Genomic DNA, 21417 nt, shown 5'->3' with positions numbered 1-21417 from the left:
CTGCAACATTGCGGGACGCGCAATCATGGTCCGGCCCAATAGTTCCTGACCAACGTGACGGCTGTGGTTGATGTGATGAAACCGACGGGGCCACAACCGTGCCGGCAATGCCACATGACGGTGATCTAGCAGGTTTGACCCAGCGATTTCTCGTCAGTACCCTCGAACAGTCGCCCGCACGTGGCGATACGGCTGCGACCGGCCCCGGCCGGGGACCGCGCCGGCTAGCTTTGCGAGACCGATCGAGCTTACCAACGGCCGACTGCGTCACGCCCGTCATGCACAGGCATGTCGGGCAGGCGTGGAGGGCCAGAACAAGGAGTGACTGCCGTGGCCAAGGGCAAGCGGACCTTCCAGCCGAACAACCGTCGCCGCGCCAAGGTGCACGGATTCCGGTTGCGGATGCGCACCCGCGCGGGTCGTGCGATCGTCACGGCCCGGCGCGCTAAGGGCCGTCGTTCACTGACTGCGTGACCCGGCCAGGTCTGTCGCGGTGCTTCCGGCCCAGAACCGGATGACGCGGTCGACCGAGTTCGGTGCCACAGTGAGTCGCGGGACGCGGGCGGCCCAGCCCGATCTTGTGGTGTACACGCTGCGTTCTGACCAGACAGGTGACCCCGGACCGAGGGTCGGCCTGATCGTTTCCAAAGCAGTCGGCAACGCCGTCCAGCGTCACCGGGTGTCGCGCCGGCTCCGCCACGCCGCCCGGGCGGTCCTCGATGATCTGGATCCGTCCGATCGGGTCGTGATCCGCGCACTCCCGCGAAGCCGGGATGCGCACTCGCCCCGGCTGGAGCAGGAACTGCGGACCGCTTTACAGCGGATCAAGGACCGGAACGGAACGAGACCGTGAACGCGCGCTCACGAGCCGTCCGCGGCGCGGTCTACCTCATCCAGCTCTACCGCCACACCATCTCTCCGTTGCGGCTGCCCACATGCCGGTTCACGCCCACCTGCAGTCAGTATGCGGTCGACGCGCTGACCGAATACGGCTTCTTCCGCGGTAGCTGGCTGGCCCTGATCCGTCTCCTCAAATGCGGGCCATGGCATAACGGAGGATGGGACCCGATACCCGAGCGCGAAAGTCACAGTGACGCAACGGGTGAACACAGCTGTGACGTAGCCGATCACCGGCCCGATCCGGTACAGCAAGGGAAGAGTCAAACGAGTGTCGTTTAATTGGTTCAGCCTCGACATCATCTACTACCCGGTGTCGGCGATCATGTGGGTTTGGTACAAGGCGTTCGCGTTCCTGATCGGACTCATTCCCGGCGTCGACGGACCGTCCAACTTCTTCGCGTGGGCGCTGTCGGTGATGTTCCTGGTGTTCACCCTGCGCGCGATCCTGTACAAGCCGTTCGTTCGGCAGATCAGGACCACCCGGCAGATGCAGGAACTGCAGCCCCAGATCAAGGCGCTGCAGAAGAAGTACGGCAAGGACCGCCAGCGGATGGCGCTGGAGATGCAGAAGCTCCAGAAGGAGCACGGGTTCAATCCGATTCTCGGTTGCCTCCCGATGCTCGCGCAGATCCCGGTGTTCCTCGGCCTCTACCACGTGCTGATGTCCTTCAACCGGACCCAGACCGGGATTGGACGGCTCGGGCTGTCGGTGGAGGAGAACCGCAGCCTGCCGAACTACGTCTTCAGCGCCACCGACGTCGGCCACTTCCTGGACGCCAACCTGTTCGGGGCTCCGCTGGGCGCGACGATGATCCAGCAGCACGGGTTGGATGCGTTCACCGAATTCAACCGCCTGGCGGTAATCCTGGTCGGTGTGCCGATCATGATCTTGGCCGGTATCGCGACCTACCTGAACAGTCGGGCCTCTGTGGCGCGGCAGAGTCCCGAAGCGGCGGCCAACCCGCAGACCGCGATGATGAACAAGTTGGCGCTCTACGTCTTCCCGCTGGGCGTCGTCGTCGGCGGCCCGTTCCTCCCGCTCGCGATCATCCTGTACTGGTTGTCCAACAACATCTGGACCTTCGGTCAGCAGCACTACGTGTTCGGGAAGATCGAGAAAGAAGAGGAACAGAAGAAGCTCGAAGCCCTCGAACGGCGAGCCCAGAACGCCCCGGCCCCGGGTGCCAAGCCGAGCCGCAAGAAGAAGACGGCGACCGACACTGCGGATTCCGAGGAACCCGGCGATGCGCCGACAGCCGGCGAGCCGTCCGCCACCGAGCAGAGCACAGCGCCTTCCGCAGCGCCGAACGGGGCCGGTAACCGGACCCCGAAACCCGGCGCGCGGCCCAAGAAGCGGAAACGTTGACGCGCGGGCGACCGCGACCGAAAGAGAGGTGTGGCAATGACTGACACAGAGAACGACGCAACCAGCACGACGACCGAGACCGTGTCGGAGGTGACGGAGGAGCGCGTCGACAACGATGCGGCCGACTCGGGCGACGACCTGGAAGAGCGGTTGGTAGCCGAGGGCGAGATCGCCGGCGACTATTTGGAAGAGTTGCTCGACCTGTTGGACTTCGACGGCGACATCGACCTGGATGTCGAGGGCGACCGGGCGGTCGTCAGCATTGACGGCGGCACGGACCTGAACAAGTTGGTCGGGCGCAAGGGCGAGGTGCTCGACGCGCTGCAAGAGCTGACCCGGCTGGCCGTGCACCAGAAGACCGGCGAGCGGAGCCGGCTGATGCTCGACATCGCCCAGTGGCGCCGCCGCCGCCGTGACGAACTCGCCGCGCTGGGGGAGAAGGTGGCCCACCGCGTGCTGGAAACCGGGGAGCGAGAAGAGCTCGCCCCGATGACCCCGTTCGAGCGCAAGATCGTCCACGACGCGGTCGCCGGAGTGCAGGGCGTGCACAGCGAGAGCGAGGGCGTGGAGCCGTCGCGCCGAGTTGTCGTTCTGGTCGACTGACCCAGCGCAGAGTTACACCCATGTAGTTCGTCGTAGCCCAGGGGAGTCGGTCGTGGTCACGCCGCGCACAGTCGGAGGATGTTTCACGTGAAACATGCGGAGGTGCCACCGCCGCCCCACGCCGCTGCGGAACTGTTCGGAGCGGCGCTCCCCGGTGCGAGGCGCTATGCCGAGATCCTGGCCGGTGCCGGCGTGGAACGCGGTCTGCTCGGTCCCCGCGAGGTGGACCGGCTGTGGGACCGCCATCTTTTGAACTGTGCCGTGATCGGCGAGCTGCTTCATCCGGGCGAGCGGATCGCCGACATCGGTAGTGGCGCGGGCCTACCCGGGATACCGTTGGCTCTGGTTCGGCCGGACGTCCATGTGGTGCTCATCGAGCCCCTCCTGCGACGCAGCGAGTTTCTCCGCGAGGCGATCGAGGAGCTGGGTATCGACTGCACGGTGGTGCGCGGCCGCGCCGAGGACCGAGCGGTACGCGAGGAGGTGGGGGCGACGGACGTCGTGGTTTCTCGAGCCGTCGCCTCGCTCGACAAGCTGACCAAGTGGAGTTCGCCGCTACTGCGGGCCGGCGGACGGATGCTGGCCATCAAAGGGGAGCGCGCCGATGCGGAAGTCGAGGAGCATCGGCGCGCGATGGCAGCACTTGGAATGTCGAAGGTGAAAGTGGAGAGATGTGGCGCGCACTACGTGCAGCCGCCCGCGACGGTGGTCGTGGGGGTTCAAGAGACGGCGAGGAATCATCAGCACCCGCGCCCCGGAAGAAGGCCGAAGTGATGTCAGCACCCCGTGATGCCCAAGCGCCCAAGACCATCCCGCCTGCCGATGTTTCACGTGAAACATGGACCGCACAGGACGCCGACACCCCGATCGGCGCCGAAGCGGCCCGGGCGGTCCGGCTCATGCAGGCGGCGGTCGGGGGACAGCTGCCGAAGCCCGAGCGGCAGCGGGTGTTCACCGTCGCCAACCAGAAGGGCGGTGTCGGCAAGACGACGACCGCGGTCAACATCGCCGCGGCGCTGGCGCTGCAGGGATTGAAGACACTGGTGATCGATCTCGATCCGCAGGGCAATGCGAGCACCGCGCTCGGTATCGAACACCGCCCGGGCACGCCCTCGTCCTACGAGGTGCTCATCGGTGACATCTCGGTGGAGACGGCATTGCAGCGCAGTCCGCACAGCGAGCGCCTGTTCTGCATCCCGGCAACCATCGATCTGGCCGGCGCCGAGATCGAACTGGTCAGCATGGTCGCCCGCGAGGGCCGACTGCGCACCGCGCTCGGCGAGCTGAAGCACTACGACTTCGACTACGTGTTCATCGACTGCCCGCCGTCGCTCGGGCTGTTGACGATCAACGCTCTGGTCGCCGCACCAGAGGTGTTGATCCCGATCCAATGCGAGTACTACGCACTGGAGGGTGTGGGTCAGTTGCTGCGCAACATCGAGATGGTGAAGGCGCACCTGAACCCCGAACTCAATGTCACCACCGTGGTCCTCACGATGTACGACGGGCGCACCAAGCTCGCCGACCAGGTGGCATCGGATGTTCGTGCCCACTTCGGTGAGAAGGTGTTACGAACGGTGATCCCCCGCAGTGTGAAGGTGTCGGAGGCCCCGGGCTACGGGATGACGATCATCGACTACGACCCCGGCTCGCGCGGGGCGATGAGCTATCTCGATGCCAGCCGCGAGCTGGCAGTCCGCGGTGGCGACGACGGAAGAGGGGACCGATGAACAATCCGGCACGCAAGCGCAGTGGTCTGGGACGCGGACTGGCGTCCCTGATCCCGACCGGCCCGGCCGAGAACGGCGAGCCTGCCACACTCGGGCCGAAGATGGGCGCCGCCGCTGCCGACGTCGTGCTCGGCGGTGCACCACCGGCCGCGCCCCCCGCGCAGGACGCGAATCCGGTGGGTGCGGTGTACCGCGAGATCCCCCCGTCGCAGATCGATCCGAACCCCCGCCAGCCGCGTCAGGTGTTCGACGAGGAAGCGCTGGCCGAGCTGGTGCACTCGATCCGCGAATTCGGATTGATGCAGCCGATCGTGGTGCGGGCGGTGCCCGCAGAGGACGGACAGTCCGCGCCGCGCTATCAACTGGTCATGGGGGAGCGCCGGTGGCGTGCCGCCCAACTGGCCGAGGTCGCGACGATCCCCGCCATCGTGCGCGAGACGGCGGACGACAGCATGCTGCGTGACGCGCTGTTGGAGAACATCCACCGGGTACAGCTCAATCCCCTCGAAGAGGCGGCGGCGTACCAGCAGCTGCTCGAGGAATTCGGTGTCACCCACGATGAACTCGCCTCGCGAATCGGCCGGTCACGTCCGCTGATCACCAACATGATCCGACTGTTGCGCCTACCGATTCCGGTACAGCGCCGGGTCGCCGCCGGGGTACTGTCGGCCGGTCATGCCCGCGCCCTGCTGTCCCTCGAGGCGGGCCCGGAGGCTCAGGAGGAGCTCGCCGCGCGCATCGTGGCGGAGGGGCTGTCGGTGCGTGCCACCGAAGAGGCGGTCACCCTGGCCAACCGCAACGGGGAGACCCCACCGGCCGCGCCGCGGCGTAAGCCGATCCAGATGCCGGGGCTGCAGGATGTCGCCGAGCAGCTGTCGACGGCGTTCGACACCCGCGTCACCGTCAGCCTGGGCAAGCGCAAGGGCAAAATCGTCGTCGAGTTCGGTTCGGTGGACGATTTGCAGCGCATCGTGGAGTTGATGAACGCGTCCGCGCAATGACCCACCACACCGACGAATTACGTCACTGTGACACAGGTGGCGCGATGTTCGCCGGTACGCCTGCGGGTCCGGGCAAACGCCATGTCGCGCAGCAGGATTCGCTGAGCGCCCGGATGGGCCGCGGGGAGCACGGCCAGAAGGAGCCGCTGCGCGGGCGGCCTTCTATTCTGGAGGGGCAGCCGTACGCATCGGGACGGCGAAGAGACCGGGGAGTCTAGTGGCCGCACGTATCACGCCCCTTCGGCTCGAAGCGTTCGAGCAGTTGCCGAAGCACGCGCGGCGCTGCGTGTACTGGGAGGTCGATCCCGGCATCGTCGGACGCGGCGACCAGCTGTCCGACCCCGAGTTCGAGAAGGAAGCGTGGCTGTCAATGGTCATGCTCGAGTGGGGGTCGTGCGGCCAGCTCGCCGTTGAGTACCGGACCGCGCACGCGGGGGAGGCTGTTGCCGACGATCCGAACGACGATCCATGCCTCGGCTACGTGTTCTACGCGCCGCCCCGGTCGGTGCCCCGGGCGACGCGATTCCCGACCGGACCGGTGAGCGCGGACGCGGTGCTACTGACGACGCTGGGTGTGGAGGCCGGCCAAGACGCCGCTGAGTTGTCGCACACTCTGTTGATGGCAGTGGTCAATGATCTCGTTCGCCGCGGCGTACGCGCGCTCGAAGCGTTCGGCCGGACGAGCCAGGTCGGCGAGCTGGCCGAGATGGAGACCGTGACGCCCGATGTCCGTCCGGTGACGGAGGCGCTCGGAGACTGCTCGGTAGACCAGTGTGTGCTCAGCGCGGATCTGCTGCTGGACGCCGGGTTCGTCGTGGTCTCACCACATACCTATTTCCCACGGCTGCGGCTCGAGCTGGAGCAGGGCCTGGGCTGGAAGGCCGGTGTGGAAGCCGCGCTGGAGCGACTGCTGGAAAGCGCGCAGCTCGAACAACCGGTGGGTGCGGGTGCGGGCCTTTATGGATAGCCGACGGGGTCAGGCGCGGCGGGACTGTTCGACAGCGAGTTCGTGCGCCAGCAGCTCGGCGAACGTGAAAGTGCCGGTGGGACGGTCGTTCTTGCCCAACAGATAGAGCCGTTTGACCGCGGCAAGGATGCCCTCGGCCAGTGCGTCACGCGAGGCCGGCGACACCAGCTTCGCGCGATCGTCGGGATTGGTGATGTATCCGACGTCGACCTGAACGGTGGGCATCCGGGTCAGCCGCAGCAGGTCCCAGGTGCGCCCGTGCACCCGGCAGTCACGTAATCCGGTGCGCGCGACCACTTCCCGCTGAATGAAGTCGGCGAGGTTGCGTCCGATCGTGGACACCGAACCATGCGAGTTGCCGAAGTGGAATGAGGCGACGCCGTTGGCCGCGGGGCTGGGCTGCGTCGCACACCGCAGGCTGATCATCATGTCGGCGCCGACGGTGTTGGCGGTGGCGGCACGTTCGGCGTCAGACGGGGAAGCGTTGGCCGGCCGGGACAAGAACGTCTCGATGCCGATCGCCGTCATGCGACCCTCAAGGCGAGAGGCCAAGTCCCACAGGATGTCCGCCTCGCTGATCGGACCGGCGGGCCCGTTCATGATCAGACCGTGGTCGGCGCCACCGCGGCCCGGGTCGACGATGATGCGCTTACCCGACAGCCGCGGGCCGGAGCGGCGCACCAGCTCCTCCTCGCGGATCGCGTGCGGTGATCCGCCGGTGACGCGGGATCCCAGAAAGTACAAGGAGCGCAACGTTTCCGGGCCACAGATGCCGTCGGGGTAGAGCCCGTACTCACGCTGGTAGGACGACAGCGCGTTGTGGGTCTGCAGCCCGAAATGGCCGTCGACCAGGCCGGTGTAGAACCCGAGATCCTGCAGGCGAGCCTGCAGGGTGGCGACGTCGTCGCCGTACATCGGGGCGCCGAACTGGTGATTGAGGGTGCGGGCGCCGAGCCGGTAAGAGGCTTCCTTGAGGGCGCGGTAGGTCGCCTCTCCGACGATGCCGTCGACCAGCAGGCCGCGGTGCTGTTGGAACGCGCGCACGGCATGGTCGAGGTCGTCGTCGAACATATCGGCGACCACGTGCTTGCCGGTGGTGAGGTCCTCGTCGTCGCTGTTCGCGACCATGCCGAGCGCGGCGAGAGCGGCCCGGATCTCGGCGACCGCCCCCCCGCGGTCACCGCGACGCAGACTCGACATAGCCAGATTGTCTCAGACCGACTGGGGATTCGAGAAAACCCCAGGCGAGTCGCGGCAACGCGATTCGCGGTGCGCCAAGGTAGTTAGTCGAGCTCAGCCAGTTCGCGGAGCAGGGCCGCCTTGCCTTTGGCGCCGACGATTCGCTTCACCGGCTGGCCGTCTTTGAACAGGATCATCGTCGGAATCGACACCACCTGGAAATCCCGCGCCGTGGCCGGATTTTCGTCAACATCGATCTTGGCGACCGTCAGGGCGCCGGCCTTCTCCGAAGCGATCTCCTCGAGCACCGGCGCGACCATCTTGCACGGCCCGCACCAGGTGGCCCAGAAGTCAACCAGAACCGGCGTTCCGCTCGACAGTACGTCGTCGGAGAACGAATCGTCAGTCACTGTGACCGTGTTGGAATCGCTCACTGCTTGGCTCCTATCAGATCGCTGTCATCGGTTGTGGTGGAGGTCCTTTCGCCCGGATGGGCGTGCTCGGCCAGCCAACGCTCTGCGTCGATTGAAGCGGCACAACCACTTCCGGCGGCCGTGATCGCCTGGCGGTAGGTGTGATCGACGAGATCGCCTGCGGCGAAGACACCTTCGACCGACGTGTAGGTGGTGCGCCCCTGCACTTTGACGTAACCGCCGTCGTCGAGCTCGACCTGACCGCGCACCAGCTCGGAACGCGGGTCGTGTCCGACCGCCACGAAGACACCGGTCACCGGCAGCGTGGACTCCTCACCGGTCACGGTGTTGCGCAACCGGATACCGCTCACCTTCGGGTTGCCCTCGATCGCGGTGACCTGGGTGTTGGTCAAGATGGTGATCTTCTCGTTGGCCTGTGCACGCTCGAGCATGATCTTGGACGCGCGGAACTCGTCACGGCGGTGGATGAGAGTCACGTTGCGGGCGAACCGGGTCAGGAAGATGGCCTCCTCCATCGCGGAGTCCCCACCACCGACCACGGCGATGTCCTGGTCGCGAAAGAAGAAGCCGTCGCAGGTGGCGCAGGTGCTCACCCCCATGCCGATCAGCTCCTCCTCGCCCGGCACCCCGAGGTGGCGGGCCGCGGCGCCCATCGCCAGGATCACCGCGCGGGCGCGATACGTCTCGTCACCGACGGTGACCGACTTCACCGGGCCGCTCAGGTCAACGGCCTCGACGTCCTCCATGTGCAGATCGGCGCCGAAGCGCAGGGCCTGCTCGCGCATCTGGTCCATCAATTCCGGTCCGGTGATGCCGTCCCGAAAGCCCGGGTAGTTCTCTACCTCCGTGGTGGTCATCAACGCACCGCCGAACTGGCTGCCCTCGAACACCAGCGGATTCAGCTGGGCGCGGGCGGCGTAGACGGCCGCGGTGTAGCCGGCTGGGCCGGACCCGATGACGATGACGTCGTGGACGGTCTCTGAGGAGTTCATGCGTGCCTTTCTGCCTGCGGCCGGAACCGCAGCCGCGTAAACAACCGCGTTCTCTCAACAACAGGGTAGGCCCGGGTGTTCCCGACGGCGCTCACGGGCGGGCGACCACCGTCTCGGCGAGCAGCCCGGTGTGCGCGCCGCTGCAGGTCAACCGCACGGCTACCGCCGCCATCTGCGCCGGGTCCGGGCCGGGCAGCAGCAGCACGACGGCCGGCAGGCCGGACACCTCCAGCTGCCGTCCGCCGAGCACGTCGAGGGTGGGGGAGTACCCGAGTCCGGCCAGACATGAGCCGCGGCGCACAGGGTCGGTCAGCGGGCCGAGCTCCGGCGCGGAGCCCAGCAGGGGCAGCAGGTCGGCTTCCGGCAGCGGGAAACGGTCGGCGAGCCCGGCGACGGTGATCGGCGACGCGGTCGGCCCCGCCGGAAACGCCGGCTCGGAGTCGCGGCCGATCATCACCGCGCCCAGCACGACGCCGGCTGCCAGCGCCGTCACACCGGTGATCAGAGCCGCGCGCTGCCATCCGGTCAGCTTCGGACGGGTCACGGTGTGCGCGCCGGCGCGGGAGGCGTCCCGCAGCGCCGCACCGATGCGGGCGGTCACGTCGGCGGGAACCTCCGGAGCGCTGGCGGCGTCGTCGCCGAGCCGCTGCAGGGCCCGGCGCAGCGCGGCGTCGGGATCCTGGCCAGCGCCGCCGTCCATCCCGCCCCCGTCAATCCTCGCCTGACAGATCGTTCGAGGTTATCGGACCGGCCTCACTCCGCGGCGGCGGCGAAGTAGTACAGCGAGCCGGCGAGTTTGGAGCGCGCCCGCGAACAACGCGACTTGACGGTGCCCTCGGCGACCCCGAGCATGCGCGCGGTCTCGGCGACGCTGTAACCCTGCATGTCCACCGCGACCACGGCGGCCCGCTGCTCGACCGGCAGCCGCATCAACGCCCGCTCGACGACGATCGCGGTGTCGACGTCGCCGGTCGGGTCGACGCCCCCGCAGAGCTGGTCGTCGAGTTCCTCACAGGCGCGAGTCTTGTTGCGCCGCAGCCGGTCCAGACAGGCGTTGACGACGATGCGGTACAGCCAGCTGGTGACCGCCGAGTCGTGCCGGAAAGCGCGGGCGGTGCGGTGCGCGGCGAGCATCGCGTCCTGCAGCGCGTCGGCCGCGTCATCGGGGTCCCTGCTGGTCAGCTGCGCCAGCCGGTAGAGCTGCCGATGGTGCCGGTAGAAGAGTTCCTCGAACGCGTAGCGGTCACCGTCGACGTGGGCGGTCAGCAGTTCGGCGTCGGTGCGCGACGAGCGGGTCTGCCGCCTCGTCGGCTCCGGCGTGCCCCCGAAAATCCCCACAGCCGAACAGTAATCGGCGCCGGGGGAGGGCCCGGACACCAGTTTCGGCGGCCGCCACGGACGCGGGCTCGCCGGTACCGGCCAGGTCAGGATGCGGCGTTGAGCGTGATCTCGGCGATGTCTGAGCGGCTCTGTCCGTTGACCTGCCCGAGGGTCGACACCCAGACCAGCACGTTGGAGGTCGGCTCGGCGTCGGAGATCTCGATGGTGTTCGAGCCCGGCTTGAGCGGGGTCGGATCGGTCAGCGCCGTGGTGGCCTCCAGCGACGACGGCGTGGGCGTCGACGATGACCGGATCTGTACGGAGGTTCCGGTGCTGTTCAGGTTCACGGTGACCGAGCCGAGCTTCGTCGGCTCCGGAAGCTGCAGCATCAGCCCGACACCGTTCTTGAAGTTCGGGAACGGCACCGCGTCGGAGTAGGTGTCGATCGGCCACACCGTCGCCGGGTTCCCGTCGATCGCCAGGTCGGCCAGATCGGGGGCGTCGGCCTCACCTTCAGGCGAGAACACCGTCACCGCAGTGGGTTTGACCACCGAAACGGTCTGGGTCGGTGGGGAGGAGTCATCGCTGGACGCCGACGGTGCGTTGAGCCCGAGTTCGTCACCGCCGAGTCCGCTGCCGACGTCACCGAAGATGCGGCTGAGGGCGGTGCCGAGCAGGATCACCGCGACGACGGCGATGGCACCGGCGATGGAGAGCCCCACGATCAAGCCCTTGCGGCGCCGGGCCGCGGCCTCGGGGTCGAGTTCGGCGGCGTAGTCGCCGGCGCCGGCCTCGGGCGTGGGCTCGTCGACCGGGGCGATGTGGTCGGTGCGGTCGGCGATCGCGGTGGCCTGCTGGAGCAGGTTCAGCAGCGTGGGCGCGCTGCGGATACCGCCGTCCTTCTCGACCGCCCGCGCGGCGGCCGCCGAGATCTGGAACGGGATGTCGCGGTCGACGGTCTTGGGCTCGACCGGATGGCCCGCGGCGTCGAGGTCGGCCGGTTGCAGACCGCTGGGCTCTCCGGTCTCGGGCAACGGCCACCGGGCGACCAGCAGCGCGTACAGCGACGCGCCGATACCGCGGATGTCGTCGTCCGGGGAGGCGTCGGGCAGGGTCCCGGGAAACGCGAGTGCCACGTCGCCGTCGATGCTGACCCGGATCCGGCTGGGGTGGTCGATGGACAGCGCCACGCCGTTGCGGTGGGCAACCTCAGCCGCGGCGGCCAGCGACTGGACGGCGCGGGCGCCGCCGATCGGGGAGGGATTGGTGTCGGCGACCTCGGCCAGTGAGCCGCCGCGGATCCACTCCGAGACCACCAGAGCGCCGGCGCCGTTGTGGACGACGTCCAGCACGCGCGCGACGCCGGGCATGTCGATGCGGCTCAGCCGCTGGGTGCGGTCCAGGATCTCCTGCACCTGCCGTGGGGGCAGGGTGCCGTCGGGGTCGACGAAGGTGAGCGCGACCTGCCGGTCCAGCGCGGTGTCCAGAGCCTGCCAGAACTGCAGGGTGGCCGGGCCACCGTGGAACACCAGCAGCCGGTAGCGGCCGTCGACGACCGTTGCGCCGGGGATGAGGTGGACGTCGTCGCCGGGGGACGGCTCGACGACGGTCTCGGCGGCGCTGCCGACCGACTCCGGCACGTCGGGCTGGAAGTCGTCAGCGGAGGGCCGGTTGATCCGTGTGGTGGCCAAAGAGTCGTGCATGGAGTCGGGCAGGGAATCGTGCTCCGTCGGGGAACCGCCGGTGGGTTTGTCGCTCACCGCGAATCCTTTCCGCCTCCCGTCGTCGGCTGCCTCGGCCACTGTTCCCCGCGCGGCCGACCTGGGAAGCTGACGCCGGCGTAACGGGGATTGATTTCTGGGATCAGGGTACGTGAGCGCCTCGGCGGTCACGGTGGGCTTACCCGTTCCGCCCAGTCCGAACCGGCGGCGCACCACTGCGAGCGCGGCCTGGGCCTCCGGGACGCGGGCGGCGAGCATCACCCCGACGATGATCGGCACCATCACCATGCCGAGGCCCAGCAGCCGCAGCAGCGAGCCGGCCGCACCCCAGTGCGCGGTCAGGTCCTCCAGACCGAGCAGCCGGTCCGCGATGTGGGCGATCAGGCCCGCCGCCAGGGAGGCGGTGATGGTGACCAGGATGGTGCGGATGACCTCGGTGTTGATCAGTCGCCCACCCGGCGGATCGAGACGCGCGCGCAGCAGCACGTGCCCGACGGTCGCGCCGGCCAGAAACCCCAGCCCGTTGGCCAGGCCAAGGTAGCCGGCGACGAGCTCGGGATCGTCGGTCAGGTGCGGCGCGGCCAGCGATGCGGCGATCTTGACGACGGTGATGACGAGGATGAGGGCGATCGGTGTCCACGGTTCCTGTCGGGCGTAGAAGACCCGCAGCTGCAGGAGCACCAGCGCATACGGGATCAACGTGAACGCCGAGAGCGTGATCGCCATGCCGAGGTAGCCGGCGTCGACGGCGCCGAAGTTGCCGTAGGCGAACAGCGCACTGCCGATGGCGGGCCCGCCGACGGTCATCATCGCCACGATCGGGATCAGCGTGAGCATCGTCAGCCGGGTCGCCAGAGACAGGTCGGCGAGCACGGCCGAGCCGTCGTCGGCGGCCGCGTTGCGGGACAGTCGCGGCATCACGACGGTCAGCACCGTGACGCCGATGATGCCGAACGGAAGCTGCAGCACAAGCCACGTGTAGTTGTAGATGGCCGGTCCGGACGCGGCGGCGCCGCTGGCCACCTGGTTGCCGACGATCAACCCGATCTGGCTGATGAGCACATACAGCACCATCGCCAGCGCCATCATCCCGAACTTCTTGAGCCGGTCGTCGATGCCCCACAGCGGCCGCAGGCTGATCCGCTCCCGGCGCAGCGCCACGAACAGCACGGCGGCCTGCGCGACCACACCGAGGGTGGTGCCGATCCCGAGCACCAGCAGCTTGGCGTTGCCCATCTGGACCGGGTCGATCGAGAGTTCGCCGGGGACAAGCACATACAGGCCGAGCGTGACGATCGCAACGACGTTGTTGACCACCGGCGCCCAGGCCGGCGGTCCGAAGATGTTGCGGGTGTTCAGGATCGCCATGAACACCGAGGACAGGCCGTAGAAGATGATCTGGGGCAGCAGCAGGAATGCGAACGCCGTCGTCAGGGGACGGTTCACCAGCGGATCCGAGCCCAGCATCAGATCGACCAGCAGCGGCGCCGCCAGCGTGGAGACGATCGTGACGACCAACAGCAGTGTCGTCGCGAGCGTGAGGAGCCGTCGGACGAATGCGGTTCCGCCGTCGGGGTCATCGCGTTCGGCGCGGGCCAGCACCGGAACGAAGATCGCGGTGAACGTCGCCTCCAGCACCAGCGCCGCGATCAGGTTGGGCAACTGGTTGGCGACGGTGAACGCGCTCGACAGCGCGGCGCCCAGGATCGCGGCGAGCAGCACGATGCGCGCGAACCCGGTGAGCCGGCTGACCAACGTGGCCAGCGCCATGCCCCACGATCGCGACACCACGGCCGCATCGGACAGCTCCGGACGGTCGGCGGGACGGCTCGGCGGGGGCGGGCGGTGCGGCCGCGCGTCACGCATCGCCACCGCCGGACGAGGTCCGGGCCCGGCGCCTGCCGGTGCGCACGTCGGCGGGTTCCTCGTCGCCGTAGGCCAGCGCCACGTCCACCGGGTCGGGTCGGGTGGGGTCGGCCTCCAGGTCGGCCCGGTCGGGTTGACCGCGGAACCGGTGCCACAGCCGCCGTCCGACGAGTAATACCAGCACCGCGCCACCGGTCATCGTGATGATGAACAGCACCTTGCCGTACGCATTGGAGTGCACCGACAGCCGGACCGGTTCGCCCAGCGGCAGGCCGTCGGCGGTGCGCAACGCGACGTCGACGGCGACCCGCTGGGTGAAGTGCACCTCGATCGGCACCTTCAGCGGCAGAAATCCCGGCGGCAGCACGATCTCGCCCAGGTCGGTCACCGTCATGCCGGGTGGGGCGTCGATGTCCAGCCGGACCCGGATGGGCACCGGCAGGTTGTTGCGCAGCGCCAGCGGTATCGGGCTGCGTTCGGTGGCGAGCGTGTACGACCCGCCCGGATTGACGATCGTGACCGCCTTGAACAGATCCTCGACCGTGCGCCCGACGCGGGTCAGCCGCTGCTGGGCCAACCCGCTGCGTGCGTCGGGCGGCACCGACAGGCTCAGCGCGCGCAGCAGATCCTCCCGCAGCGGCGCGGTGTACTGGTTGCCGGTCAGCCCGGTGCGTTCGTCGGTACTCAGCGCCGCGGTGAATCCCCACAGCCGTCCGGTCGCGGCCGAGATCCCCGATACCACGCCGTCGTCGAATCGTCCCCGCGGATTCCCCAGCGGGCCCGCCGGCGGCGTCGCGTCCCGGGCGGCCGCATTCGCGTCGTTGACCAGCGCGGGCAGCGGGCGCGGCACCGCCAGCCCGGCGCGGATGCCGGTGGCCACCGTCGACAGCACGGCCTCCGCGTCGGCGGGGGACACGTTCCACATCAGCGGCGGCATCACCACCTCGGCGCGGGGGGTGACGTCAGGGCGCAGAACGCGCCACAGCATGGCTCCGAGCGCGTCCTGGCGACGAGCGACCTCCGAGTCCTGCTTGACGGCCACGTCCAGCGACGGATCCAGGTACGACGGGGATTCCGGGGCCGGGCCCATCGCGGCGAGCGCGGCGCCCACCGCGGGGTCGAACGGGGCGGCCACCACGTTGGGGGTGTAGCGCACGGGTTCGGTGGCCGCGGTCTCGGCGGTGCTGCTCGTCTCGCCGGGACCGATCAGGTCGGCGGCCGCGACCGCGACGGTCGGGCCCCTCTCCGACAGCAGCTGGATCGCCGGGCCGGTCAGCGCCCCGTCACCCACGAGACTGACCCCGCGCGCCGAGACGACGCCGAGGATCTGGTCGACGATCGCGGCGGCGCCCGTGGTGGCGATCGACGCCAGGCCGGGGTCCGCGACCCGCTGCAGCGCGTCGAGGTCGGCCTGCGCGTAGACGGTCGAGGTGATGCACATCCGCTGTGCGAGCGCTTTGAGCCGGTTGAGCCAGTCCACCGCGGCCTGTTGCCCGGTGCCCGGGTGGGTGGGGGTGCCCGGCCCGGCGTCGGCGCCGTCGTTGACGACGTAGCCGGCGGTCATCGCGTTGACGGTGACCAGCAGGTCGGGGTCGACGGCCAGGCACACGGCGCGCGTGACGTTGCCGCCGGGATCGACCTCGGGGTTGGTCGCGAAATCGATGGAGCCGAGCAGCGTGTCCAGGCGTCCGCCGGGGGCCAGCGACACCGCGAGCTCGTCGTCGATCAGCCGCACCGGGGTGGTGCCCCCGGGCGCTCCGGCCGCCAACCGGGGCCGGTCCGCCAACGGCCAGAACATGGTGAGGCCGACGGGCCGGGTGGTGTCGGGCGGCACCGCGGAGTCCACCGCGTCACCCGCGGAGTCCCCACCGCTCTCCGGCGGCACGCCCAGCACCGGCAACAGGAAGCGCGAGTCGTCCAGCCGGGCCGGAGCCCCGTAGTCGGGGGTGCCGTTGACGTTGACCATGAGCGGGTACACGCCCGGGCGCTCGACCCGCAGCGACGGCTGCCCGGTGGCGCGCAGCGGATAGCTGAGCCGGAACGGGACCTCATCACCGCGTGTCAATTCCGGTGCGGCGGTGACGAAGTCGGCCACCGGCTGGTACTGATCGACGTTTCCGGCCAGGTCGGTGCGCAGCGTGCTGGACGCCGCGGCCGCCGGCGCCCGTTCCAGCCGGACCACAACATCGCGTACGGCGCGGTCCCCGATGTTGCTGATGGTGCCGGTGACGGTCACCATCGGGTCACTGGTGGTGGTCACGACGTCGGGGGAGACGGAGTCGATCTGCACCCGCAGGAACTGCGCCGAGGCGGGCTGGGCGGCCGCGACGGGAAGGACCGCGCCCGGCGCGACGGCCAGGAGCAGCGCGACGAGCGCGACGAGCAGGCGTCGCAGAGTCACGGCCCTTGACCGCAGCCGTTCGTCCGCCGGCCGGGCTGGGGTTGAGCGGTGGGGTCAGGTCGTTGTCGTCGGGTGTGGGAGTGCGTCTGTCCGCGGCGGCGCGGCGTGGTGCGCGGCAGCGGCGGCAGCGCGCCCGGCCCGTGGTTGTGCAGTGTGTCGATCAGTTCGTCGGCGACCTCGGCCAGCCGGCGCTCGTCGGCGTAGGCCAGCCGGGACGGCAGGTCCTTGACCGGCACCCAGGCCACCTCGGTGACCTCGACGTCCTCGTCGGAGAGCTCGCCGCCGGAGAACCGCATCAGATAGTGGTGCACGGTTTTGTGTACGCGGCGGCCCTCGGTGACGAACCAGTAGTCGATGCTGCCGAGGGCGGCCAGCACGCTGCCCTGGATGCCGGTCTCCTCGGCGACCTCGCGGATCGCGGTCTGCTCGGCCGTCTCGCCCATCTCGATGTGGCCCTTGGGCAGAGACCACAACATCCGGCCGCGCCGGTCGGTCCGGCCGATCAGCGCGGCCACCTGCCGGTCCTTGGGGCCGTCGATGCCGTCGATGACCAGGCCCCCCGCCGAGGTCTCATGCACGGTGCGCAGACGTTCCGGAGGGCGTCGGACCTTGGTCTTCTGCGGTTTGGGGGACTGCCCGGGCTGGGCGGCCCCGGCGGCCGGGGAGCCCTGCAGGCGGCGATTGGGGTTCTGTTCGGATGCGGCTTCGGGAGGACCTGCCGCGCGTCGGCCCCGGCGGCGCCCGCGGCGCCGTCGTGGTTTGGCCTGCTCGCCGTCCGACACCCAAGCGATAGTAGCTGGCATGAACGGCGGTTCTCGCCGCACTCGCCGGTCGGTGACATCGCCGTGACCAGTAGGCTCAGCGGACGTGCCCGACCCCACCTCAGATGCTGAACTGCTGGCGGCAGCGCAGGTTGCGCTGAACGCCCACGCCGCGGTGCTGCGTGAGGTGGGCCGGCTGTTCGCCGAGCACGGCCACGAGCTCTATCTGGTCGGGGGCAGCGTGCGGGACGCGCTGCTCGGCCGGCTCGGCTCCGATCTGGACTTCACCACCGACGCCCGGCCCGACCAGATGCTGCCCTTCCTGCGCGGCTGGGGTGACGCGCTGTGGGACACCGGTATCGACTTCGGCACCCTCGGCGTCGGCAAGCGCGGCGACCGGCTCGAGATCACCACGTTCCGGGCCGACACGTATGACCAGGTGACCCGCCATCCCGAGGTGCGCTACGGCGACAACCTCGCCGACGACCTGGTGCGCCGCGACTTCACCGTCAACGCGATGGCGGTCCGCATCACCCCCGACGGTCCGGCCGAGTTCCTGGATCCGCTCGACGGGCTGGCCGCGTTGCGCCGCGCGGTGCTCGACACCCCCACCGAACCGGAGGTGTCGTTCGGCGACGACCCGTTACGCATGCTGCGCGCGGCCCGGTTCGTGTCGCAGCTCGGCTTCGAGGTGGCGCCCAGGGTGCGGCAGGCCCTCGAGGAGATGGCTCCTGCGCTGGGGCGCATCACCGCCGAACGCGTGGCGGCCGAACTCGACAAGCTGCTGCTCGGCGCCGACCCGGTCGCCGGCGTGGACCTGATGGTGCAGACCGGTCTCGGCGAGGTGGTGCTGCCCGAGGTCGGCGCGATGCGGATGGCGATCGACGAGCATCATCAGCACAAGGACGTCTACCAGCATTCGCTGACCGTGCTGAAGCAGGCGATCGACTTGGAAGGGCCCGACGGTCCGGACCTGGTGCTGCGCTGGGCGGCGCTACTGCACGACATCGGCAAGCCGGCGACTCGCAGGCACGAACCCGACGGCGGCGTCAGCTTCCACCACCACGAGGTGGTCGGCGCCAAGATGACCCGCAAGCGGATGCGGGCGCTGAAGTACTCCAAGCAGATGATCGCCGACGTATCCCAGCTGGTGTATCTGCATCTGCGGTTCCACGGATACGGCGACGGGCGTTGGACCGATTCGGCGGTGCGCCGCTACGTCACCGACGCCGGACCGTTGCTGAGCCGGCTGCACAAGCTGGTGCGCGCCGACTGCACCACCCGCAACAAGCGCCGCGCGGCGCGGCTGCAGGCCAACTACGACGACCTGGAGCAGCGGATCGCCGAGCTGGCCGCCAAGGAGGACCTGGCGCGGGTGCGTCCGGACATCGACGGCAACGAGATCATGCAGATCCTCGGCATCCCGCCGGGCCCGGAGGTGGGGCAGGCATGGAACCACCTCAAGGAGCTCAGACTGGATCGCGGTCCGCTCGACCACGACGAGGCCGTCGCCGAACTACTGAAGTGGTGGAACGAGAAGGGCGGCACCGGCGTCTGATCAGGTATGGAGTACTGCCTGGGTGACGCCGACGGCTCGGCCGCCATGTGGACGGTCGACCCCGACGGCGATCTCGACGGTGACGGTCTGCTCGATTCGGTCGCACTCGACCTCGACCACGACGGTCTGACCGACGACGTGTTGGCCGACCTCGACGGGGACGGCACCGCCGATCACGCCGTGCTCGATCTGGACGGCGACGGTGTTCCGGAGGCCTACTTCACCGACGACGGCATGGGCACGTGGACGGTGGCCGCCGACCGCGGCGGTGCGGCGCTGCGGTGGTTCGGCCTGGACGGCGCCGAACATCCCGCGACCGCGACGACGGTGGATCTCGACGGTGACAGCACGCCGGAGCGGCTGGCCGACGCCGACGGCGACGGGGTGGCCGACCGGGCAATCGGCGCCCGGCACGCGTGGGTGGACACCGACGGTGACGGCAGATGGGACGTGCGGCTCACCGATGCGGACGGCGACGGCGGCGCCGACTCCGCCGAGTACCTGTGACCCGCACCGCGCATGGCGTCAGCCCCGACCGGCTCCCGGCGGTCCGGCGAAGGCCTGCGCGATCGTCAGCCACTTCTGCGCGTCCGGTCCGACCGCGACGATGTCGAGCGCCGACCGGGGCCGCCGCTGGGTGACGAGCATGCAGAAATGCTCCGCCGAGCCCGTCACCTGTTGGGCGGCGTCCTCGGGTCCCCACGTCCACTCGGGCTCGTCGGCTCCGGGCGGTGCGGATAGTTTCACGTGGAACGGTTCCGGCGGCGGGGTCAGACCGTGCACGGTGTACGCGAAATCCCGGGTCCGCACCCCGATGTGGGCGATCGACCGCAGCCGCGCCGTCGGGGGGCGTGTCACGCCGAGCGCGTCGGCGACGTCCAGGCCGTGCGCCCAGGTCTCCATGAGCCGTGCGGTGGCCATCGACGCCGCGCTCATCGGCGGTCCGAACCACGGCAGCTTGCGGCCGTCGGGCACCGTCAGCAGCGCATCGTGCAGTGCGGTACGGGTCGCACGCCAGTCGACGAGCAGCTCGGCCGGCGGGGTCGCCGCGAGCTCTTCGGCACCAGCGTCGACGAAGCCGGCCGGATTCTTCGACGCCTCGGTGAGGACGGACGCGAAGCCGGGCTCATCGGTCACCGACAACAGAGCCACCCGGTCGGTCCACAGCAGGTGCGCGATCTGATGGGCGATCGTCCAGCCCGCAGCGGGCGTGGCCAGCGACCACTGCTGCGGCGGCAGTGACGCCACCAGCACGTCGAGCTCATCGCTCTCGTCGCGCAGGTCGCTGACCATCGGGGCTGCTCCGGCCATGCGGCTCACCCTAGCCGGGCAGCCGCCCGCGCCGACCGGTGATCGCGTGCAGGGCCAGCCCCACCAGATAGAGGGCCACCCCGGCCAGAGCCAGTCCTACCGAACGCCCGCCGGGCGGGATCACGAACGCCGCCCCCGTGATCGCGAGGATGAACGCCACCCAGAACAACGAGTCCTGCACCGCGAACAGGTGACCGCGCAGCGCGTCGTCGACGTCGATCTGCATCGCGGTGTCCGCGCACAGCTTGACCACCTGGCCCGCCGCACCCAGCAGAAAGCCGCACACGATCATCACCGGCAGATGCAGCGTGGCGCCGACCAGCTGAACGGCCGCGGCGAAGGCCAGCGCGCCGTTCGGGGTGGCGTAGCGTCCCCACTTGCGCACCAGCGCCGGCGTGAGGATCGTGGCGAGGAACTGCCCGGCGCCCCCGGCCGTGACGAACAGAACCGTGGTGCCGAAGCCGGCCACCGTGGTCGCGTCCGTGTGGCGCACCATCACGAGCACCAGCAGCGTGTTGATGCCGAACACCATGCGGTGCGCGGCCAGCCCCGACAGCGTCGCCGCGACCGACGGGACGGCCGCGACGGTGCGGGCGCCGTGCAGCCAGCCGGTGGCCACCGCGTAGAGCACCGAGCCGTGCACCGCGCGCACGCTGTCGTCGGGCCCCAGCAGCCGGGGCGGGAACCGCATCGACAGCCACAGCGCCACCCCGACCGGCACGGCGACCAGAAAGATGATGATCGACGCGCCCACATCGCCGGCTCCGAACCACCAGCGCGGCAACAGCATGAAAATCGCGCCCGCGAATGCGGCCACCGACGAAGTCGCGGTCGCCACGGAGTTCATCGCGATCACCTGCTCGCGGGGCACCACGTGCGGCAGCGCCGCGCTCAGCCCTGAGGACACGAAGCGGGTGAAACCGTTGGCCAGCAACGCGCTCAACAGGATCGGGATGTCGGAGCGGCCGGCGGCCAGTAGCGTCCCGACGCCGAGTACCACCACCAGCCGGCCCAGGTTGGCGCCGATGAGCACCAGCCGGCGGTCCCAGCGGTCGAGCAGTGCGCCGGCAAACGGGCCGAGCAGCGAGTACGGCAGGAACAGCACCGCGAACGCGGCCGCGATCGCCCACGGCTCGGCCTCACGCTCAGGGTTGAACAGAATCGCCCCCGCGATCCCGGCCTGGAACAGGCCGTCACCGAACTGGCTGACCGCGCGCAGCTCGAGCAGTCTGCGGAACTCGGGCAGGGTCCGCACCGTACGCCACAACGTCCGGGCGGCACGGTCGTCGGGCACGGATCACGTCCTG

The 21417-nt window shown here is 69.5% G+C and carries 21 protein-coding genes; 11 read left to right on the top strand and 10 right to left on the bottom strand.

Annotated elements, in window-relative coordinates; all coding sequences use genetic code 11:
• Window positions 1–330: 330 nt before the first annotated feature.
• From rpmH to ACXMYJ_RS17955, 9 genes are all read left to right on the top strand, one after another.
• Complete coding sequence (rpmH, locus tag ACXMYJ_RS17995) at window positions 331–474, top strand: 50S ribosomal protein L34 (RefSeq protein ID WP_003930923.1); 144 nt, start codon at window positions 331–333, stop codon at window positions 472–474.
• A 19-nt stretch (window positions 475–493) separates the two neighbouring features.
• Window positions 494–853 carry a ribonuclease P protein component gene (gene rnpA, locus ACXMYJ_RS17990; RefSeq protein ID WP_260756122.1) on the top strand — a complete coding sequence of 120 codons (360 nt, stop codon included), beginning with the start codon at window positions 494–496 and terminating at the stop codon, window positions 851–853.
• Complete coding sequence (yidD, locus tag ACXMYJ_RS17985; RefSeq protein ID WP_260756121.1) at window positions 850–1179, top strand: membrane protein insertion efficiency factor YidD; 330 nt, start codon at window positions 850–852, stop codon at window positions 1177–1179. Before rnpA ends, yidD begins: the two co-directional genes overlap by 4 nt.
• A gap of 43 nt (window positions 1180–1222) precedes the next feature.
• Window positions 1223–2266 carry a membrane protein insertase YidC gene (gene yidC / locus ACXMYJ_RS17980; protein ID WP_443189235.1) on the top strand — a complete coding sequence of 348 codons (1044 nt, stop codon included), beginning with the start codon at window positions 1223–1225 and terminating at the stop codon, window positions 2264–2266.
• A 36-nt stretch (window positions 2267–2302) separates the two neighbouring features.
• Window positions 2303–2869: a Jag family protein gene (locus ACXMYJ_RS17975; RefSeq protein WP_443189226.1), complete on the top strand. Its 567-nt coding sequence runs from the start codon at window positions 2303–2305 to the stop codon at window positions 2867–2869.
• 87 nt (window positions 2870–2956) lie between these two features.
• Window positions 2957–3643, top strand: coding sequence for a 16S rRNA (guanine(527)-N(7))-methyltransferase RsmG (gene rsmG, locus ACXMYJ_RS17970; RefSeq protein ID WP_260756119.1), 687 nt, complete (start codon window positions 2957–2959; stop codon window positions 3641–3643).
• Window positions 3643–4599, top strand: a complete 957-nt coding sequence (locus ACXMYJ_RS17965) for a ParA family protein (RefSeq protein ID WP_260756118.1) — start codon at window positions 3643–3645, stop codon at window positions 4597–4599. The genes rsmG and ACXMYJ_RS17965 overlap by 1 nt, the downstream gene beginning before the upstream one ends.
• A complete protein-coding gene (locus tag ACXMYJ_RS17960) occupies window positions 4596–5600 on the top strand; it encodes a ParB/RepB/Spo0J family partition protein (RefSeq protein ID WP_460358137.1) in 1005 nt (334 codons plus the stop codon). The genes ACXMYJ_RS17965 and ACXMYJ_RS17960 overlap by 4 nt, the downstream gene beginning before the upstream one ends.
• A 217-nt stretch (window positions 5601–5817) precedes the next feature.
• Window positions 5818–6567 carry an acetyltransferase gene (locus tag ACXMYJ_RS17955; protein WP_460358135.1) on the top strand — a complete coding sequence of 250 codons (750 nt, stop codon included), beginning with the start codon at window positions 5818–5820 and terminating at the stop codon, window positions 6565–6567.
• Window positions 6568–6576: 9 nt separating this feature from the next.
• Here the strand turns inward: ACXMYJ_RS17955 and ACXMYJ_RS17950 are convergent, their stop codons facing one another.
• From ACXMYJ_RS17950 to ACXMYJ_RS17915, 8 genes are all read right to left on the bottom strand, one after another.
• Window positions 6577–7767, bottom strand: a complete 1191-nt coding sequence (locus ACXMYJ_RS17950) for an N-acetylmuramoyl-L-alanine amidase (RefSeq protein WP_260756115.1) — start codon at window positions 7765–7767, stop codon at window positions 6577–6579.
• 83 nt (window positions 7768–7850) lie between these two features.
• Complete coding sequence (trxA, locus tag ACXMYJ_RS17945; protein ID WP_260756114.1) at window positions 7851–8180, bottom strand: thioredoxin; 330 nt, start codon at window positions 8178–8180, stop codon at window positions 7851–7853.
• Window positions 8177–9172 (bottom strand): thioredoxin-disulfide reductase, encoded by a 996-nt coding sequence (trxB, locus tag ACXMYJ_RS17940; RefSeq protein ID WP_260756113.1) that lies wholly within the window; start codon window positions 9170–9172, stop codon window positions 8177–8179. Before trxB ends, trxA begins: the two co-directional genes overlap by 4 nt.
• Window positions 9173–9263: 91 nt before the next feature.
• Window positions 9264–9872 carry a hypothetical protein gene (locus tag ACXMYJ_RS17935; protein WP_443189222.1) on the bottom strand — a complete coding sequence of 203 codons (609 nt, stop codon included), beginning with the start codon at window positions 9870–9872 and terminating at the stop codon, window positions 9264–9266.
• A 53-nt stretch (window positions 9873–9925) separates the two neighbouring features.
• On the bottom strand, window positions 9926–10510 hold the full coding sequence (gene sigM, locus ACXMYJ_RS17930; RefSeq protein WP_260756111.1) for an RNA polymerase sigma factor SigM: 585 nt from the start codon (window positions 10508–10510) through the stop codon (window positions 9926–9928).
• Between the two features lie 86 nt (window positions 10511–10596).
• Window positions 10597–14079 (bottom strand): murein biosynthesis integral membrane protein MurJ, encoded by a 3483-nt coding sequence (gene murJ, locus ACXMYJ_RS17925; RefSeq protein WP_460358131.1) that lies wholly within the window; start codon window positions 14077–14079, stop codon window positions 10597–10599.
• Window positions 14072–16480 carry a DUF6049 family protein gene (locus ACXMYJ_RS17920; protein ID WP_460358128.1) on the bottom strand — a complete coding sequence of 803 codons (2409 nt, stop codon included), beginning with the start codon at window positions 16478–16480 and terminating at the stop codon, window positions 14072–14074. Before ACXMYJ_RS17920 ends, murJ begins: the two co-directional genes overlap by 8 nt.
• The gene (locus ACXMYJ_RS17915; protein ID WP_260756108.1) at window positions 16477–17262 is read right to left on the bottom strand and encodes an NUDIX hydrolase; all 786 of its coding nucleotides are present in this window, start codon (window positions 17260–17262) and stop codon (window positions 16477–16479) included. The genes ACXMYJ_RS17920 and ACXMYJ_RS17915 overlap by 4 nt, the downstream gene beginning before the upstream one ends.
• A gap of 85 nt (window positions 17263–17347) precedes the next feature.
• Between ACXMYJ_RS17915 and ACXMYJ_RS17910 the strand changes: the two genes are divergently transcribed.
• Together ACXMYJ_RS17910 and ACXMYJ_RS17905 are read left to right on the top strand one after the other, a co-directional pair.
• A complete protein-coding gene (locus tag ACXMYJ_RS17910) occupies window positions 17348–18799 on the top strand; it encodes a CCA tRNA nucleotidyltransferase (RefSeq protein WP_460358124.1) in 1452 nt (483 codons plus the stop codon).
• Between the two features lie 6 nt (window positions 18800–18805).
• A complete protein-coding gene (locus ACXMYJ_RS17905) occupies window positions 18806–19306 on the top strand; it encodes a pullulanase (RefSeq protein WP_260756106.1) in 501 nt (166 codons plus the stop codon).
• Window positions 19307–19324: 18 nt separating this feature from the next.
• Here the strand turns inward: ACXMYJ_RS17905 and ACXMYJ_RS17900 are convergent, their stop codons facing one another.
• A complete protein-coding gene (locus ACXMYJ_RS17900) occupies window positions 19325–20110 on the bottom strand; it encodes a TIGR03084 family metal-binding protein (RefSeq protein ID WP_260756105.1) in 786 nt (261 codons plus the stop codon).
• A 10-nt stretch (window positions 20111–20120) separates the two neighbouring features.
• On the bottom strand, window positions 20121–21404 hold the full coding sequence (locus ACXMYJ_RS17895) for an MFS transporter (RefSeq protein ID WP_460358120.1): 1284 nt from the start codon (window positions 21402–21404) through the stop codon (window positions 20121–20123).
• Between the last annotated feature and the right edge of the window lie 13 nt (window positions 21405–21417).

It is taken from the genome of Mycobacterium sp. ZZG, assembly GCF_054786995.1.
The sequence above is the reverse complement of the archived record's forward strand: the minus strand, read 5'-3'. Positions and strand labels throughout refer to the sequence as shown.